The following is a 16,933-nucleotide window of genomic DNA, read 5'->3' on the forward strand; positions in this document are numbered from 1 at the left end:
AAAAAAATGTAAAATCAAAAATCAGGTAATAACACTGTCTTCGGAGGTTTATTATGAATGATGACTTTAGTCTGTTTCGACAACAGCTCGATGATGTTGTTCCAATACAACAAGACGCTCATCCCCAAATAACTCAGCCCCATTCGCTAACGGAATCACAATTAGCACGCCGAGAAGCCGCTTGCAGAGAACCGGAGGAACAGAACCCGCTATCTTTATCCGAACCGAAATTAATATTACCAGATGACTTAATCGCTTATAAACGAGATGGAATTCAAGAAGGTGTATTTAAAAAATTACGCTTAGGAAAATATCCTATCGGAGATCGTTTAGACTTACACAAAATCCGGCTTGAACAAGCACGACGTGATATTCAGCGTTTTATTCTTTTTAGCCAGGATCGGGGCCATCAGTGTGTGCTGATTATTCATGGGAAAGGAGCCCGCTCTACCCCGCCAGCGCGAATGAAAAGTTATGTCAACCATTGGTTGCCTCAGTTGGATCAAGTGATGGCCATTCATTCCGCCTTACCGATGCATGGCGGCTATGGGGCCGTTTATGTGCTATTACGTAAAAGTTACGAAAAAAAATTAGAAAACCGGGAACGCCATGCTCGGCACCTTGGTTAAGAATCGTCTGCCATTGATAACAGGAGCATACTATGGCCTCTGAATGTCCTTTTTACCAAAAATTATGTGCTCATTTTCAAGGCATTTTTCACCTTCAGCATTTACAGGCGATGGCCGGCTGGGATCAGGCAACCATGATGCCAGCTCAAGGCAACGACGCCCGCAGTAATGCCCTATCTGAACTTGCCGTCATCATCCATCAACGCTATAACCAAACGGCACTGGGCGATTGGTTTACCCATGCCGAAAATGAAACACTGGATACCCATCAGCATCAGTCACTTCGAGAAATGCGCCGCCGCTGGCAACAAGCCACTATGCTCCCCGTCGATGTTGTCAGAGCCAAAAGTCTGGCCGGAAATCGTTGTGAACATGCCTGGCGAACACAACGGCAGGAAAACGACTGGCAGGGATTTGCCAAAAACTTTAAAGAAGTGGTCGCGATTTCCCGAGAAGAAGCCAAAATACGCTCGGCGGCGACTGGCATGTCCCCTTATGACACCTTAATTGATCAGTACGAACCGGAGATGAATCAACAACGTTTGGATCAAATTTTCGGCTCTCTGGAACAATGGCTCCCCAATCTGATCCAGGAAGTTCAGGAGGTCCAGCATAGTTGGCAGCGGTTACCAGCCGGAAATTACACATCAGCTGAGCAAAAGCAACTCGGCTTAGAAATGATGAAGTTACTGGAGTTTGACTTTGAGCATGGCCGACTGGATATCAGCGCCCATCCCTTTTGCGGAGGGGTGCCTGATGATGTCCGCATCACGACTCGCTATGAAACCGGCGACTTTACCCAGAGTTTGATGGGGATTGTTCATGAAACAGGCCATGCTCGCTATGAGCAGAATTTACCCGGCCCATGGCGAGGGCTTCCTATTGGCGAAGCCCGATCCATGGGGATCCACGAATCTCAAAGTTTATTCTTTGAAATGCAGCTCGGACATAGCGATGCATTTTTGCGGCTATTACAGCCTCGAATCAAACGCTTTTTAAACGTTGATCTCTCAGCAGAACAACTGCGGCAGCATTATCTTTATGTCAAACCCGGTCTAATCCGAATCGAAGCCGATGAAGTCACCTATCCGGCCCATATTTTGCTGCGATATCAGATAGAGCGAGACCTCATTAGCGGCCAGATTGAAGTCGACGATATTCCGGAACTCTGGGATCAACTGATGCAGAAATATTTAGGGTTATCTACTGCGGGAAATTATCGAGAAGGCTGTTTACAGGATATTCATTGGACCGATGGGAGTTTTGGATATTTTCCAAGTTATACGCTGGGAGCCATGTATGCAGCCCAATTTTATAGTGCGATGATGCAACAATCCCCAGCCATTGAAACTGCTCTGGAACAGGGCAATCTGGCGCCAATGTTTCAGTGGTTAAAAACCAGAGTCTGGCAATTAGGTTGCTTGCACACCACCGATAGACTCGTCAGCGATGCTACCGGAGAAATTCTGAATCCAGACTACTTTTATACCCATCTGAAAAAACGTTATTTAGGCCAGTAATCACAGATGAGACGATCGTCATGATCGTCTCATTTATGGATGTTCAAACTGTTGACTTGCTAACACCTGAGCCCACCAACGCGTCGTTTCAACGTAACAAGCCCGGTAACCATCTCCGGCCCCACTCCCGCCGGCCGCAGCCATGGTTTCTTGCCAGCGACAAAAACGTTCCCGAAACTGATGAAAACTCCGTTTAGCGACTTCAAAACTCTTCAGTGCATGGATATTCGGAGTGGACATTCCATCTAATTGACTGGCTTGCTGAGCCGTTTGCTGTTCAGCCAACTCAGCTTTATGCCCCACATCAGAGAGTACTTTTTGCAAGCAGTTGGCTAACTCAGAGCGCGCAGAAACCTGCGACCAACACTGATCAATCGCATTCGGCTGTGATGCTAGATGAGCCTGCTTTTGAGTGCTACATCCAGCCAACAACATTCCCAATCCAGCTCCCAAACAAATGTTTTTGATCCATTGATTCATATCGATTCCTGAATAATCCGCTGATTAATCATTTCAACACAGGGATATTGTGTGCCACTCACCACCGAGAGAGAAACATAATCTAACTTAATCCGTAAACTCTGTATAACAGTTAATCCTAAAAATTCAGCCAAAATAACCCGAATAACCCCGGCATGAGTCACCCAAATTGCGGTTTGATGGGTATATTGCCACGCTCGCAATGCTTGTAAAACCCGAGCTCTGAATTCACTGTAACATTCGCCATCCGAACCCACCCGATAATTCGATAAATCCTGATTCCAGGCATCAATCTCGTCCTTGGGGAGCTGACTCCACGCCTGACCTTCCCATTGACCAAAATTGATTTCCTGAATACGGGGATCCAACTGATACGAACCGGGCAGTTGTTTCGCTAGTTTGACACACCGACTCAAAGGGCTGGAATACACGGGAAATGCAGACATCTGCTCTAAATAATAGGGCTGAATCGCTGGAATCGCTACCGTCGAGACATCCAACTGACCATAGCAGATCCCATCCATATCTTTAGGATGCGCATGTCTGACTAGCCAAAGCTGTGCCATTGCGCCCCCAACACCAGATAAATACTCACCTCAGCCAATTGTTGTGCCGCGCCCAGACAATCTCCGGTAAACCCACCGATCTGTCGCTGTAAATAGCGGCTAAACAAATATGTAATCCCGACCGGAACGCCAATCATACAACTGACAAAAGCCACATCGAAAGAAGGTAACAACAGGTACGATAGAAGCCCCGTCACCGTCGCGATCCCAACATCCAGCCCGTTGATGCCTCGACTCACGCCACCGGCTTTGCCACTACCATCCACTCTGGCATAGGTCATTAATGCCATCATCCATACCGGCATCACCCGACTAAACGGATAACTAATCAGTAAAGCCGTCCAGGAAAGCTGGCTCAGCAGAGCCAGTTTCAACAAGATAAGCAAAATACTGCCCAAAACACCATAGGTGCCCAACCGGGAATCTTTCATGATGGTCAGGATCTGATCTTTATGGTATCCGCCCCCAAAGCCATCACAGCAATCCGCAAATCCATCTTCATGAAAACCGCCGGTCAGCCAGACTCCGGCAGCCATCACTAAGATAACCACCACCAAAGTGGGCCATAAAAACGAGCCGACGTACCAGAGCAGTGCCAGTAAGCCTGCCAACACCCAACCCACTAGCGGGAAATAACGACTGGCATGTTGCTGAGCATCAGCGCCGAATGTAACCCATTGAGGAACGGGGATCCGTGAAAAAAAAGCAAACGCGTTAGCGATCGCGTTTAATTCATGCTTAATCATGCGAGCTCACACCGGCATCAGCAAATGAAGCCATTTCATTGAAAAAGACCAATGCTGAACAAATAAGCGGATAGGCAACGGCAGCGCCAGTCCCCTCACCCAACCGGAAACCTATATCTAAGAGAGGTTGAGCACCGATAGCCTGTAACAATTTTCGATGCCCTTGCTCGGCTGAACCATGCGTGAAAATCATATAATCACGAACAGCGGGGACCAATCGCATTGCAACTAATGCCGCAGAGGTTGCAATAAATCCATCAATCAACACCACCATGTTCAGTTCAGCTGCAGCCAACATCGCGCCGGTCATTGCGGCAATCTCCAGCCCACCTACAGCTTCCAGCACCGATCTAGGATCCTGACTATCCAACTGATGTAACGCTAGAGCATCTGCAATCACCCGCGCCTTGTGCGAAACGCCTTGCGCATCCAATCCGGTTCCTCGTCCCACACATTCCTCGGCGGATAGTTCCAGCAATGCCGCCATAATGGCTGCGGCACTCGAGGTATTTCCAATCCCCATTTCGCCGAAGCCAATCACATTGGTTCCCTGTTCTTGTTGAACCTTAACTTGTGCGGCACCGATGTCCATCGCCTGCTGACATTGCTCTTGAGTCATTGCCCGTTGCTGAGAAAAATCAGCTGTTCCCGAAGTAACCGAACAATCCACTAATTGAGGATGAGCCTCAAAATGGCCATCGACACCGACATTGACAATACTAAGTGCAATATCATGCTGACGACAAAAAACGTTAATCCCAGCGCCGCCCTGTAAAAAATTATTGACCATTTCAACGGTGACCTGTTTGGGGAATAAACTAACGCCCTGAGCGACAATCCCATGATCCGCAGCAAAAACCAACATCGCCGGGCGTTGCAGACTCGGCGTTAACGATTGCTGAATTAAGGCGATCTGACAAGCAATGGCTTCCAATTTTCCTAATGAGCCGGGGGGCTTGGTTTTTTGATCAATAATCTGATGAATTTGAGATTCCAATTGACGAGATAATGGCGTAATAGCGTACATATTAAATTTAAGAGCAAATAAAAAGATAAACCATTATCCAAAACCACTCTCTATTTGCCAACTGAGATTACTAATAATCGACAACCGTTTGATTTCGATAGTATCTTGGTCAGAAAGAACGATATTTATACCTCTATAATCATGGAACCTGATAAAAAGATATTGATAACGTTCCAAGGCTTAAAGTAGAGGGCTCAACAGATAAAAAATATTTTCTAAAATTCGCTCTTTAAACGGGCGATGTCGCCAACGATTTAATACGATCTCTTCTGCTTGTTGACGATACTGTTCATGCAGCGCCGTCAATTTTTGAGTAAAACGCTGGTCGTCCACCAGCAGCGTGACTTCGAAATTCAGCCAAAAACTACGTCGATCCAGATTCACCGTGCCAATCAATACCAATTTTTTATCAATCAACACGCTTTTAGTATGAAGCAATCCTCCTGAAAACTGTCGGATCACAACACCTGCCTGAATCAGATCATCCATAAAAGCCCGACTGGCATATTTCACCATCACTGAGTCATTTTGCTCAGGAACGATAATCTCAACCTGAACGCCCCGCTCCGCAACAGCTTTCAGGGCGGCCGCCAAACTTTCATCCGGAACAAAGTAAGGTGTTGTTAAGCAGATATCATGGCGGGCACTATAAATTGCCTGTAGCAAGACCTGCGGGATCATATCGTCACTAAATTTAGGCCCGGATGGAATAAGCTGTGCCCAGCTTTGACGTTCATGGATCTCTGCCTCTTGGGGAACAGACATAATATGGGTTGGATCCAGTAGTCGCTCAGACGTTTCCATTTCCCAATCCCAAACTAAAGTCATCCACATCGAACGCACTGTCGGGCCTTTTAGCCGGACCATCACATCCACCCACTGACCCACTCCAGCATCCTGTTTAAAATAATGTGGATCAACCATATTCATCGATCCGGTATACCCAACACGTTGATCAATGACCACTAGCTTGCGGTGCATCCGCAGGTCTAAACGCTGAAACAGCATTCGAAACGTACCTACGGGCAAAACTTCCACTAAACGAACACCTGCAATCTTTAAACGGCGAGCCCAATCACTACGTAAAAATTCATGGCTCCCAACTGAATCCAGCAAAATACGGCATTCCACCCCGCGAGCACGGGCATCAAGCAGGGCTTGATTAATTTTGTCTACCAGACCGCCATTAAACCAGATATAAAATTCAAACAAACATTCATGCTGAGCGGCGGCAATATCATCCACAATGCGACCTAAGATCTGTTCCGGGGTCGTCAATAACTGTAAGTCATTGCCCTGCTGATAGGGCATGCCGGTTCGAAAACGCACCAGATTGGCAATAGGAGCCGCTAAAGAAGTGGCTTCAGGATTACTTTGAGTCGTTTTAGCATTCAACCACGATTTATAAGGCCGATACATCAATCGGCTCTGCTCAGCCCGACGATTTCCCAGTTTTAGTTCACCAAACAAACCATAAAGCACTAATCCAGCTAGCGGAATGCCCATAATCAATGCCAGCCAGGCCAAAGAAAAACCGATATCCCGACGCCGCATAATCACACGTAACGCCACTGCAAACAGCAATAACGTATAAAAAATAGCCACAATCCGGGAAATCGTGGTCGTTAAGGTAAGATGATCCCAAACACTAGCTTCGCCCATGCTCCCCCGAACCAATACAACTGCTCAACAGTCAAACTTCATTAGACAATATGGTTATCATACTGAAGCCCGTTACAAAGCGGAACAACTTCTACACTCAAATAAAATCAAGCGGTAGTTTATGATCCGGCTCAGGAAAGATTAGATCCAAGCGCTGCAAATCCTGTTCTGTTAACTCAATTTGGGCCGCTCGAGCATTGCTTTCAACATGAGCGATCGTCGAGGCCTTAGGAATAGCCATCACATGATGCTGACGAATACACCAAGCGAGCATAATTTGAAATGGATCAGCCTCATGTTCATCGGCGATCTGCCGTAAATCATGGCACCCGAGTAACTCCCGACACAACCGTCCAGCCTGAGCCAATGGTGCATGAGCCATCATCGTTACCTGATGACGAGCTAAAAAGGGTTGTAAATCAAACTCCGTTCCCCGGGAAGCAAGATGATAAAGAACCTGATTGACCTGACAATGTTCTCCACCTTCACATTTGAGTAGTTCATCCATATCACAGGTATCAAAATTCGACACCCCCCAACGACGGATCTGCCCATTCCGGCGTAACTGTTCCATCCCTTCAATCGTCTGTTGCAAGGGGATTCCCCCTCGCCAATGAAGTAAATAAAGATCTAAGTAATTGGTTTTCAATCGTTCTAAAGATCGCTCACAAGCGTCGGCCAAAGGGGCTCCCGCCGCATTGTTCGGTAACACCTTGGAGACCAAAAACACCTGCTCTCGACAATCTCTAATCGCTTCCCCGACCAGCACTTCACTGCGACCATCCCCATACATTTCAGCCGTATCGATGAGCGACAGACCCAGTTCAATGCCTCGATGTAAAGTGTCAATTTCCTGATTGAAGCGCCCAGGCTCATCACCAAGTAACCATGTTCCCTGTCCCAATACAGGCAACTCAGTTCCATCTTTTAACGATACTGTTTTTATAATCGACACTATACCCTCCTCAGCACAGCTGCTTGTGGTAGATCCGGCGATTATCACCTTTAAAATAGTAGCAAAACAGTCAAATTTTAGTCATATTCTTACGATTAATCTCGGAGGGATCCCACACCGTTGCCTTAAAATAACTAATCACTGTCAGAGTCGTTATTGAATTTGTAGTAAAAATCGCTACATTAAGGCCCTGATTTGAGAGTATTGTTAAATTTATGCCAGAGTGTTATTGCCATAGTCACCGCCCATATCATGAATGTTGTGAAATTTATCATTCAGGAACACCTGCACCGACGCCGTTAGCATTGATGCGTTCAAGGTATAGTGCTTTTGTTCTGGGATTAGGCGAATACCTCTGGAAAACGCATCATCCCGATTTTCGGGGTCTACTCACCATCGAAGAATTGAACCGACAGGATACACAGTGGAAAAAACTGGCGATCGTCTTTCACGGAATTGCTCCGGCTGGCGACACTGGTCTGGTTGAATTTAAGGCTTGGTATCAGCGTTCTGATGGACAACTTGCGCTGATGCATGAACGCTCTAACTTCGTAAAAGAACAAGGGCTATGGCTTTATACCGATGGCCTCATGAACCCACCGACGATAGGGCGCAATGCGTTATGCCCATGCGGTAGTGGCAAAAAATTTAAGCAATGTTGTCTAAAAAGACCCATATAAAATAATTAAGAGACTTTCATGCAACACAAAATTCTATTAACTGATTGCCCTGATGAAAAAGGCTTAATTGCCAATATCACGTCATTATGTTCGGAACATCAACTCAATATTATTAAAAATAATGAGTTCGTCGATCATGCCCATAATCGCTTTTTTATGCGTACAGAATTTTCCGGGGATTTCAATGCAGAGGCATTTGAAAGTCAGTTACAGGCGCTACTTCCTGCCGGCGGCTCATACCGTCTAAGTTCTCAAGAGCGCAAACGAATTGTCATTTTAGTCACCAAAGAAGCACACTGTCTGGGTGATATATTGATGAAATCTTTTTATGGTGACCTGCATGTCGAAATTGCAGCCGTTATTGGGAATTACGACACATTAAAAGATTTAACTGAAAAATTTAATTTGCCTTTCCATCACATCAGCCATGAAGGTTTAAACCGTTCCGAACATGAAAAACTGATTGCGGCACAAATTCGGGAATACGCTCCGGATTATGTCGTATTAGCCAAATATATGCGGATTCTGACACCAGAGCTGGTTGCTGAATATCCTTATCGAATTATTAATATTCATCATTCATTTTTACCGGCCTTTATTGGCGCGCGGCCTTATCAACAAGCTTTTGATCGCGGGGTTAAGATGATTGGGGCGACAGCTCATTTTGTAACCAATAACTTAGATGAAGGCCCAATTATCGAACAAGATGTGATCCATACGGATCACACCTATGATGCAGACCGGATGGCCAGCGCCGGACGGGATGTTGAAAAATATGTCCTCAGCCGAGCATTGCGCTTCGTGATGGATGAAAAAGTCTTCGTCACCGGCAATCGGACCATTGTCTTCCGTTAATTTATTTTAATTATCAAGCAACGGTGCTCACTACCCCCCTCGGGAATGTAGCGTCACCGGTTGCTGATAGTCAAAATCATTCAAGACGCCAACCATAGCTGCAGGTTGAACCGTATTCTCATCCGGTTCCGAAGCCGTCAGATGCCCTCGACGTTCTTCATACTTCAACCGCTCTAATAACGACATATTGTTTAATATTTCAATGTTAAGTGTTTGCTGACAAGGGCACAATGCGACGTTTTCCAACATCTGTTCTAACTGCACGCCTCGCAAATATCCATGCTGAACGGATGTATTCCAACGCTGCAATTGCACTTGTTCCAAAACGGGATCGGCGCTATAGAGAGGCTGAGGCTTTGGCAGCTGAAAATAATGCCGCCAATCCACGGTCTCTTTTTCTGGAGACTCCGGGCGAAAGTCAAACTGAGGCTGATCACAAACATCCGGGCTGAGCAGGCTCAACAACAAGTTAAATTTAGCCTGTTGCCCCTTCTCAACACAATGATTCAGCGTCTGGGCTAGCTGCAGCTCATCACAACAAACGGCCTGCCGAATTGACTCACTCAGCATGAAATTCTCCTCTGTAATTAACAGAGCTATCGGCTGGCCTTAAAAAAACTTCAACACAATCGGCAACCCATCTGATTTGTCTATAATTTATTCAATCTCTGGCCGAATCAGTATTTTTTGCCGATTTAGAGTTTACAAGGCCGGAAGTGATGGGTAATATTCGCCAACATCTGGAGGGGTTCCCGAGCGGCCAAAGGGAGCAGACTGTAAATCTGCCGCGAAAGCTTCGATGGTTCGAATCCGTCCCCCTCCACCATTTTTCTCAAAAAACCACCGTCAGGGTGTTTTTTTTGTGTTAAACGTCAGATTCAAATTCAATTACACATTTTCGGCGCTGGTTTATTTTGTAAATAATCCACTAACGCCTGATCCCAATAGGGACAATCAGCAAATCGTTGCACCAGAAAGTCAATGAAAGTTCGCAACCGTTGCGGCTGATAATGCGCATTTGGATACACCAGCCAAGCGCTTAATTTTTCTAATTCGTAATCACCTAGCACAATCTCCAGCTGCCCATTGATAATCGACTGCCAACCAATAAATGTCGGAATGACAGCGATTCCCTGCCCAGCAATCGCTAAATTTCGCAGTATTTCACCATTGTCAGCGCTCAGATACGGATGATAACGGATTAAAACCGGTTCACCGTGCTGATAAAACGACCAGCTCATATTCGGACGCAAACTATAGTGCAAGATCCGGTGTTCTTTGAGTTGTGACAACCGTTTCGGACATCCAAATTTCTCCAGATAAGTCGGTGCAGCACATGCAACAAAACGAATATCCGTCAAGCGTCGAGCTCGTAAACTCGAATCATCCAGATGTGCAATCCGCAACGCTAAATCAATCCCCTGCTCAACCAGTTGATGCCGGCTATCCGATAAACTAATCTGCAATCGGATCTCTGGATACATCTGTAAGAACTCATCAACCGCCGGGCTTAAATGCATGGTACCGAACGTGAGTGGTGCAGCCAGATGAATCGGCCCGGCAATCTGACTCCGAGAGCGACGCGTATTTTGATTGAGCTCATCAATTTCATCAATAATCCCAATGCTCCGCTGATAGTACTGCTGACCAGCATCCGTCAAAGTAAGCCGACGAGTCGTCCGATGCAGCAATGCCGTTCCCAGCTGTTCTTCCAATTGCGAAAGCCGGCGGCTTACCATTGATTTGGCCATATTCAGTTGCTGAGCGGCTCGGGTGATCCCTCCAGCTTCAACAATTCGGACAAACACTCGCATCTGCTCTAACTGCCCCATAACGCCTCACTTAATTGTTGCTAATAAAGCAACAGATAATTCACGAATACTCAGTTTATTACAAAAAATAGAACGATAAACTATATCAATATCGTCAGTAAAAGGATCAAGCCAATGCAACGACAAATTCAACGTCTGGTGACTGGGGTTGCGACCAGCGACGGTGCCGGCGTCAAACTCACCCGAATGATTGGAACATCCCAATTAGGCCATATCGATCCATTTTTAATGCTGGATTGTTTCGAATCGGATCAACCAGATGATTACATCGCCGGCTTTCCAAGTCACCCCCATCGAGGCTTTGAAACCGTCACCTATATTCTGAACGGACGGCTGCGCCACAAAGACAATCATGGTCATGAAGGCGTGATTGAGGAAGGTGGGATCCAATGGATGACCGCCGGACGAGGCATCATCCACTCAGAAATGCCAGAACAGCAGCAAGGGTTACTAAAGGGATTTCAATTATGGGTCAATTTACCAGCTAAAGATAAAATGGTCGCTCCTCGCTATCAGGAATATTCTGCCGCTCAAATTCCCCAAGAAACCGATCCTCAAGGGAACTGTATTCGCGTAATTGCCGGACAAACCCCGCATCAAACTATCGGGCCAATCCAAACGGCAGACACTCAGGTGAGTTACTTTGATATCAGTTTGGTCGCCGGAGCTCAGATGCAATGGCCCATCGCAGCGGATCAATCCGGATTTATTTATACGATCAATGGCAGCGTTCGCTTATCGCCAGAGACCTCCCCCATTCAAGCTTATCAATTGGCGGTTCTGGGTGAAGGTGATTCCATAACGCTTCATGCAACTCAACCCAGCCGCATCTTGTTGATTACGGGACGCTCGATACGAGAACCTATTGCCTGGGGAGGCCCCTTCGTCATGAATACCCGGGAGCAAGTATTACAGGCCTTTGACGACTTTCAAAACCATCGTTTTTAAGCACGAGCCACACCACTATCAAAATAAACAGATCAAAGGGGAAAAGCATGGGACGTCTTATTCATGGCCAATGGCAGGACCAGTGGTATAACACCGTAGAAAATCAGGGCCGGTTTCAGCGCAGTGAATCTCAATTTCGCCACTGGATCACCCCTGATGGCCGCGCAGGGAGCACCGGAAACTCCGGTTTTAAAGCCGAGGCCGGGCGCTACCACCTTTACGTTTCACTTGCCTGTCCCTGGGCCAACCGAGCCTTAATTTTCCGGACTTTAAAAGGTCTTGAATCCTTGATCGATGTCTCGGTCGTCCACTGGCATATGGGTGAACATGGCTGGACGTTTCAAGCGGCCCCAGGGGCCACTCAGGACCCACTTTATCAACTCGATTATCTATATCAACTGTATCTGAAAGCAGATCCCGACTACAGTGGCCGGGTGACAGTCCCGGTTTTATGGGATAAACAGCAGCAAACGATCGTCTCGAATGAATCAGCCGATATTATCCGAATGCTTAACAGCGCATTCGATCATTTGGGTGCAAAACCCGGCGATTATTACCCGCCTGAATTACGGGAGTCTATCGATCAACTCAATACCCGTATTTATCATGACGTGAATAACGGCGTGTATAAAGCTGGATTTGCAACCACCCAATCCGCTTATGAAGAAGCTGTAATACCACTATTTACCACCCTCGATGAGTTGGAAAATCGATTGGCAACGCACCGTTACCTGTTGGGGAATACTTTAACCGAAGCTGATTGGCGCCTTTTTACCACCTTGATCCGTTTTGATCCGGTTTACTACAGTCACTTTAAATGCAATCTACGTCTGATTAGAGATTATCCGAATCTATATCAATATATGAAAGAGCTCTATCAGTTCGATGGCATTGCTGACACCATCGATTTTGATCACATCAAGGGGCATTATTATCAAAGTCATACCCTGATCAATCCGACCCAAATTGTCCCGCTGGGTCCGATTCAAGACCTATGTTCCGCTCATAACAGAGAGCAGATCGGTCCATAACATCATGCCTATCGAGTACAAACTGAACCGGCGAGTCATACGTCGAAGGCAGGAGACGCCATGAACGATAGATTCAACTTTCATACGTTTAGTGATACGGTTCTTACTTTGACACCAAACTCTCATAATCATGAGCGATTATCACGTTATTCATCAGCAAGATTTTCAGAAAGTGCCCTGGAAAAATGGTCAGGGCTTTACCTATGAAATAGATAAACTATCCGAGCCCTCTGATCCGGAAGCTTTTCTTTGGCGACTATCGATTGCGGAAGTGAAACAATCAGGAGATTTCTCATTCTTTAATGGCTACCAGCGCAATATATCCATCTTAAGTGGCGGGGGAATGTATCTGAACGTCGATGGGATCCAAAGTCCTGAGCTATCGGCATTTCAATCGTTTCAGTTTGCAGGTGAGGCTCAAACTTATTGCACCTTAACCGGCCCAGAACTCCGTGATTTCAATGTCATCTACCGAGATCCATTTCAGGTCTCTGTAGACTGGATGACCCCTTCACCACAACCACTCACCATTGCACCCCATACCACCTGTTTTATCATCAGTGGCAGGCAAACTTCACATGTCCGCACACGCCAGCATATTTATCATTTGTCAGAATGGGAACTGCTAAAGATAACCCCATCGTCGGTCCCTGAGAAACTACAGTTCATCGAATGTAACCATGCGAGTGTTGTGGGGATCATTATGATTCGCCGGAGGGTATCCTAGGGCCCCATCAATGTATAGCGACGTGTTCTGTAACACCAGAAACAACTTCAGGGCACGTTTGAATCCCTCTCTGTGGACATTATGAAAATTCCGGTGCAGACCCCATACATTCCAAGCCTCATTAGAGCGATTTAAACATAATATAACTATCAACCAATCCTAGACGACCATGACGGTATCCCTTAGGAATAGTCCCCACAATGCGAAATCCTAATGTCTGCCACAATTGAATTGCCACCTCATTTGTCGACACAACCGAGCGAAATAGCATGGCGATATACCCTAATTCCCGAGCCATCTCCATCGAATGTTCACACATCAAAGTTGCAATGCGCGCTCCCTCAGCAGACTGGCAAATATAACTGCAATTACAAATATGATCACCGGGACCCATTGCATCCGGTTGAATCATATAAGAACCGAGAATTTGTCCGGATTCCTCAACGACCAATGTTTTCTGAGGCTGTTCACACCACAACTGATAAGCCTGTTCAAATGTTAATGAAGGTGGATAAGGATACGTTTCCTGTGCCTGAATAATGGCCTGAAATGTCGGCCAGAAAATTTCAAAATCAGCTCTTGTCATCTCCCGAATCATTTTCGGTCTCCTTGGGCTTTTGCCCTATCATTCAATACATGTCATCACCAAAGAGGACGACTTATCAGCCTCCGTTTTAAAGCCAACGTCTGACCCGATTGCGATAATTCAGATAGGCTCGTCCTTGCTCATAACTCATTTTTTCCTCTTCATAGGGAATAAACATCCAATTCATGACGCAAAAGAAGAATAAGGGAGACAACAATGTCAACGGCTGACCTAATCCAGCCGAAATACCCAATAAGATGAGCGTGAGTCCTAAATACATAGGATTGCGGGTTAATCGATAGCAACCATCAGTCACTAAGGCACTGGAACGGCGAAAACTTTTAGTCGTGCTTTGTTTCTTAAACTGAAAAAAGGCCATCCCCACAAATGACAAACCTAATGTAATTAAAAATAAACTAACCACTAAATTAGCGGGGAAAAACCAGAGTGAATGAGTGGGGAACCCCACATATAAAATCGCGGTAAAAACTAAACTCAAACCCACATAGACAGGCGGAATCAATACGATTGTTCGACCATAACTCTGTATTCTAGAAGTGGCCATCGACAGCTCCTATTTGAGCAAAAATGATAACCTGATGTTATTCCAGTATAGCGGAGTCTCTATCGAGCAATGACGCTGAGCCCATTCAAAAGCTAAAATTTAATACGTAGATCAAGTTACTCGCAGCAACGGATTCTAAAAAAGAATCACAGATCAAATTATAACTATCATATAGATAAATAACTGGATATAAATCACCCAGTTATTGGTAAAGACAGTCCTAATTCAACATCGTTCTCTAAATCAGTTGCGACAATTTCAGTTCATAATAAAAATAATGATCCTGAGCAGCCTTAGCCTGCTTTTTAGCATAGCTGGCTATTTCACTTAATTTTTCTAATGAAGGCCCGAGATAACTATTCCAGCAAGTCACCCCACAAGCCAATTGCGTTAATGGAAAAAATTTCTCCTCACCATTTCGATCCTGGCTGACAATTCCCCCATGTAAGATATCCTGATGTCGATATAAAGCTCGGCTACGCTCGGAAAAAGTCTTCTGTATTTGCTTGACGGCTTTATACCAATCCTGGGTGTTACAAAAAATAACGATGAAATCATCTCCCCCTAAATGACCAATAAACCGAGCATAAGGCCGCAAATATTGTGTGAGTAGTTGTGCCACCAATCGGATCATCTGATCGCCTCGTTCATACCCACAACAATCATTGAATGGCTTAAAATTATTCAGATCAAAATAAGCCACCTCGAAGCCTTCTTGACCATTCATCAAAGTCTGTAATGTTCGATGTAATGGCACATTGCCCGGCAGCATGGTCAATGGATTCGCATATCGGGCTAACTGAAGTTTGTAGTCTGATAGTCGTCGCATCAACTCCAGAGCATAACCTAATCCCTGATAAATACCTTGCCGGATGATCACAAACGCACTGTCCAGCCCCGTTGCATCAGAGTGACTCAACCGTCGACCAATTTCCGATAACGGCAGATAACTTTCCACCACAATCGGCGCGTCATCCATCAAATCAGCAACGGTCGTTCGCTGGTGTAATGAATGTCCAAACGGACCGGAATGCAATTCTAATAGTTCTTCCCGACGAACAATGCCTAACACAGTCCCTTGCTCATTAGTCACCGCGACATAAGTCATATGCTTGTCATGACGCATCTGCTGTAATAATTCATGAGATGATAATGACGGTAAAACGGAAGGCACTGAATGCAATAATGAGGCAGCGGTATAAGGCTCTTCATTGGAGGGATAGGCCAAATCAAGCATATGGGTTAAAGATTGCGGATAGATAGCAGGTTTTTGGATTAAAAAGCCTTGATACAAATGGATATTGAGTCCGGCAAACTGCTCCAGTTGCTCCTGATCCTCAATTTTTTCAGCGATCAAAACCGCATTTAAATGATCGGCAACGCCCACCACTAATTCGATAAGAGTCATCGTATGCGGATGCTTTAGCAAGGTATCTGCAAAAAAACCATCCAACTTGACATAATCAGGTTCAACCTCAAGCAGTGTTTGTAACCCGGCATAACCACTACCAAAATCATCGATGGCAATTTCTATCTGCAATCGCCGTAATTTAGCCAGTAACTGTTGCTTTTCTTCATTCAGGGAGAACGGCGTATTTTCAGTTAATTCAATCACCAATGGTCGATCCCGCTGCCATTCCTTTAAACGGGCATAACTCCCCGGGATATCCTGAAACAGTGCCTGAGGTGACAGATTGATAAATAACTTCCCAGTGAGTTCTATCTGGTTGGCTCGCTGCACCGCAAGCTCTGCACATAGCCATTCCAATTCACAACCCACACCTTGTTTGTCTGCATTTTCGAACAAAGGAACGGCTAAATGGTATGGACTATTGCTCGGGCCCCTGCTTAACGCTTCGTAGCCTAATACCTGTTGTTTGAAATGATCCCATATCGGTTGAAATAAGATCGTTATTTTTTGCTTACGAATAATATGAGCGATCGATACCATTTCGCCGGTATAAGACATTCCCATAACCTCCCTGAATAAATGCAGAATGCTGCTATCATTAGCAAAATTCAGTGACGAAATGATGACATTCTGAGGGAGGGATCCAAATAACAGCTAATACCTTGTTAATTATTATAAATAGCCAACGTTTAACGATAAATTATTACACCTAA

At 45.6% G+C, this 16,933-nt stretch carries 18 protein-coding genes and 1 tRNA gene; 8 read left to right on the forward strand and 11 right to left on the reverse strand.

What is annotated here, in order from left to right:
- Positions 1–50 precede the first annotated feature (50 nt).
- Both smrA and ABUE20_RS12535 read left to right on the forward strand, forming a co-directional pair.
- Entirely contained in the window at positions 51–629 is a 579-nt protein-coding gene (gene smrA / locus ABUE20_RS12530) for a DNA endonuclease SmrA (RefSeq protein ID WP_408620397.1), read from the forward strand.
- A gap of 32 nt (positions 630–661) precedes the next feature.
- Positions 662–2,149, forward strand: a complete 1,488-nt coding sequence (locus ABUE20_RS12535) for a carboxypeptidase M32 (protein ID WP_408620282.1) — start codon at positions 662–664, stop codon at positions 2,147–2,149.
- 33 nt (positions 2,150–2,182) lie between these two features.
- Here ABUE20_RS12535 and ABUE20_RS12540 read toward each other — a convergent pair whose 3' ends face one another.
- From ABUE20_RS12540 to ABUE20_RS12565, 6 genes are all read right to left on the reverse strand, one after another.
- Entirely contained in the window at positions 2,183–2,629 is a 447-nt protein-coding gene (locus ABUE20_RS12540; protein ID WP_408620283.1) for a hypothetical protein, read from the reverse strand.
- Entirely contained in the window at positions 2,626–3,195 is a 570-nt protein-coding gene (locus ABUE20_RS12545) for a histidine phosphatase family protein (protein ID WP_408620284.1), read from the reverse strand. The genes ABUE20_RS12540 and ABUE20_RS12545 overlap by 4 nt, the downstream gene beginning before the upstream one ends.
- A complete protein-coding gene (cobS, locus tag ABUE20_RS12550) occupies positions 3,177–3,941 on the reverse strand; it encodes an adenosylcobinamide-GDP ribazoletransferase (RefSeq protein WP_408620285.1) in 765 nt (254 codons plus the stop codon). Before cobS ends, ABUE20_RS12545 begins: the two co-directional genes overlap by 19 nt.
- Positions 3,934–4,968: a nicotinate-nucleotide--dimethylbenzimidazole phosphoribosyltransferase gene (gene cobT, locus ABUE20_RS12555; protein ID WP_408620286.1), complete on the reverse strand. Its 1,035-nt coding sequence runs from the start codon at positions 4,966–4,968 to the stop codon at positions 3,934–3,936. The genes cobS and cobT overlap by 8 nt, the downstream gene beginning before the upstream one ends.
- A 180-nt stretch (positions 4,969–5,148) precedes the next feature.
- The gene (gene cls, locus ABUE20_RS12560; RefSeq protein ID WP_408620287.1) at positions 5,149–6,630 is read right to left on the reverse strand and encodes a cardiolipin synthase; all 1,482 of its coding nucleotides are present in this window, start codon (positions 6,628–6,630) and stop codon (positions 5,149–5,151) included.
- Positions 6,631–6,727: 97 nt separating this feature from the next.
- Positions 6,728–7,585: an aldo/keto reductase gene (locus ABUE20_RS12565; RefSeq protein ID WP_408620288.1), complete on the reverse strand. Its 858-nt coding sequence runs from the start codon at positions 7,583–7,585 to the stop codon at positions 6,728–6,730.
- Positions 7,586–7,800: 215 nt separating this feature from the next.
- Here ABUE20_RS12565 and ABUE20_RS12570 point away from each other — a divergent pair, with 215 nt between their 5' ends.
- Both ABUE20_RS12570 and purU read left to right on the forward strand, forming a co-directional pair.
- Positions 7,801–8,265 (forward strand): YchJ family protein, encoded by a 465-nt coding sequence (locus ABUE20_RS12570; protein WP_408620289.1) that lies wholly within the window; start codon positions 7,801–7,803, stop codon positions 8,263–8,265.
- 18 nt (positions 8,266–8,283) lie between these two features.
- Positions 8,284–9,120, forward strand: a complete 837-nt coding sequence (gene purU, locus ABUE20_RS12575; RefSeq protein WP_408620290.1) for a formyltetrahydrofolate deformylase — start codon at positions 8,284–8,286, stop codon at positions 9,118–9,120.
- Between the two features lie 30 nt (positions 9,121–9,150).
- On the opposite strand, the gene ABUE20_RS12580 is transcribed toward purU, so the two are convergent.
- On the reverse strand, positions 9,151–9,690 hold the full coding sequence (locus ABUE20_RS12580) for a VC2046/SO_2500 family protein (protein ID WP_408620291.1): 540 nt from the start codon (positions 9,688–9,690) through the stop codon (positions 9,151–9,153).
- A 172-nt stretch (positions 9,691–9,862) separates the two neighbouring features.
- Between ABUE20_RS12580 and ABUE20_RS12585 the strand changes: the two genes are divergently transcribed.
- A tRNA-Tyr gene (locus ABUE20_RS12585) sits at positions 9,863–9,946 on the forward strand.
- Between the two features lie 58 nt (positions 9,947–10,004).
- On the opposite strand, the gene ABUE20_RS12590 is transcribed toward ABUE20_RS12585, so the two are convergent.
- Positions 10,005–10,952 carry a LysR family transcriptional regulator gene (locus ABUE20_RS12590; RefSeq protein ID WP_408620292.1) on the reverse strand — a complete coding sequence of 316 codons (948 nt, stop codon included), beginning with the start codon at positions 10,950–10,952 and terminating at the stop codon, positions 10,005–10,007.
- A gap of 114 nt (positions 10,953–11,066) precedes the next feature.
- Between ABUE20_RS12590 and ABUE20_RS12595 the strand changes: the two genes are divergently transcribed.
- From ABUE20_RS12595 to ABUE20_RS12605, 3 genes are all read left to right on the forward strand, one after another.
- The gene (locus ABUE20_RS12595; RefSeq protein WP_408620293.1) at positions 11,067–11,900 is read left to right on the forward strand and encodes a pirin family protein; all 834 of its coding nucleotides are present in this window, start codon (positions 11,067–11,069) and stop codon (positions 11,898–11,900) included.
- A 47-nt stretch (positions 11,901–11,947) separates the two neighbouring features.
- Positions 11,948–12,931, forward strand: coding sequence for a glutathione S-transferase family protein (locus ABUE20_RS12600; protein WP_408620294.1), 984 nt, complete (start codon positions 11,948–11,950; stop codon positions 12,929–12,931).
- Between the two features lie 130 nt (positions 12,932–13,061).
- Positions 13,062–13,658 carry a HutD/Ves family protein gene (locus ABUE20_RS12605; protein WP_408620295.1) on the forward strand — a complete coding sequence of 199 codons (597 nt, stop codon included), beginning with the start codon at positions 13,062–13,064 and terminating at the stop codon, positions 13,656–13,658.
- 121 nt (positions 13,659–13,779) lie between these two features.
- Here the strand turns inward: ABUE20_RS12605 and ABUE20_RS12610 are convergent, their stop codons facing one another.
- The 3 genes from ABUE20_RS12610 to ABUE20_RS12620 all read right to left on the reverse strand — a co-directional run bounded on the left by ABUE20_RS12610 (position 13,780) and on the right by ABUE20_RS12620 (position 16,778).
- Positions 13,780–14,256 carry a GNAT family N-acetyltransferase gene (locus tag ABUE20_RS12610; protein WP_408620296.1) on the reverse strand — a complete coding sequence of 159 codons (477 nt, stop codon included), beginning with the start codon at positions 14,254–14,256 and terminating at the stop codon, positions 13,780–13,782.
- A 76-nt stretch (positions 14,257–14,332) separates the two neighbouring features.
- Entirely contained in the window at positions 14,333–14,809 is a 477-nt protein-coding gene (locus ABUE20_RS12615; RefSeq protein WP_408620297.1) for a methyltransferase family protein, read from the reverse strand.
- A 238-nt stretch (positions 14,810–15,047) separates the two neighbouring features.
- On the reverse strand, positions 15,048–16,778 hold the full coding sequence (locus tag ABUE20_RS12620) for a bifunctional diguanylate cyclase/phosphodiesterase (protein WP_408620299.1): 1,731 nt from the start codon (positions 16,776–16,778) through the stop codon (positions 15,048–15,050).
- Positions 16,779–16,933: the final 155 nt, after the last annotated feature.

Origin of the sequence: Celerinatantimonas marina, from assembly GCF_046054165.1 — a bacterium.
Taxonomy (GTDB): domain Bacteria; phylum Pseudomonadota; class Gammaproteobacteria; order Enterobacterales; family Celerinatantimonadaceae; genus Celerinatantimonas.

Bases quoted from the DNA above. Each gene is read 5' to 3' on its own strand.
- ABUE20_RS12535 (WP_408620282.1), top strand. From the start codon at position 662: ATGGCCTCTGAATGTCCTTTTTACCAAAAATTATGTGCTCATTTTCAA.
- ABUE20_RS12540 (WP_408620283.1), bottom strand. From the start codon at position 2,629: ATGAATCAATGGATCAAAAACATTTGTTTGGGAGCTGGATTGGGAATG.
- ABUE20_RS12545 (WP_408620284.1), bottom strand. From the start codon at position 3,195: ATGGCACAGCTTTGGCTAGTCAGACATGCGCATCCTAAAGATATGGAT.
- cobS (WP_408620285.1), bottom strand. From the start codon at position 3,941: ATGATTAAGCATGAATTAAACGCGATCGCTAACGCGTTTGCTTTTTTT.
- cobT (WP_408620286.1), bottom strand. From the start codon at position 4,968: ATGTACGCTATTACGCCATTATCTCGTCAATTGGAATCTCAAATTCAT.
- cls (WP_408620287.1), bottom strand. From the start codon at position 6,630: ATGGGCGAAGCTAGTGTTTGGGATCATCTTACCTTAACGACCACGATT.
- ABUE20_RS12570 (WP_408620289.1), top strand. From the start codon at position 7,801: ATGCCAGAGTGTTATTGCCATAGTCACCGCCCATATCATGAATGTTGT.
- purU (WP_408620290.1), top strand. From the start codon at position 8,284: ATGCAACACAAAATTCTATTAACTGATTGCCCTGATGAAAAAGGCTTA.
- ABUE20_RS12580 (WP_408620291.1), bottom strand. From the start codon at position 9,690: ATGCTGAGTGAGTCAATTCGGCAGGCCGTTTGTTGTGATGAGCTGCAG.
- ABUE20_RS12590 (WP_408620292.1), bottom strand. From the start codon at position 10,952: ATGGGGCAGTTAGAGCAGATGCGAGTGTTTGTCCGAATTGTTGAAGCT.
- ABUE20_RS12595 (WP_408620293.1), top strand. From the start codon at position 11,067: ATGCAACGACAAATTCAACGTCTGGTGACTGGGGTTGCGACCAGCGAC.
- ABUE20_RS12600 (WP_408620294.1), top strand. From the start codon at position 11,948: ATGGGACGTCTTATTCATGGCCAATGGCAGGACCAGTGGTATAACACC.
- ABUE20_RS12605 (WP_408620295.1), top strand. From the start codon at position 13,062: ATGAGCGATTATCACGTTATTCATCAGCAAGATTTTCAGAAAGTGCCC.
- ABUE20_RS12610 (WP_408620296.1), bottom strand. From the start codon at position 14,256: ATGATTCGGGAGATGACAAGAGCTGATTTTGAAATTTTCTGGCCGACA.
- ABUE20_RS12615 (WP_408620297.1), bottom strand. From the start codon at position 14,809: ATGGCCACTTCTAGAATACAGAGTTATGGTCGAACAATCGTATTGATT.
- ABUE20_RS12620 (WP_408620299.1), bottom strand. From the start codon at position 16,778: ATGTCTTATACCGGCGAAATGGTATCGATCGCTCATATTATTCGTAAG.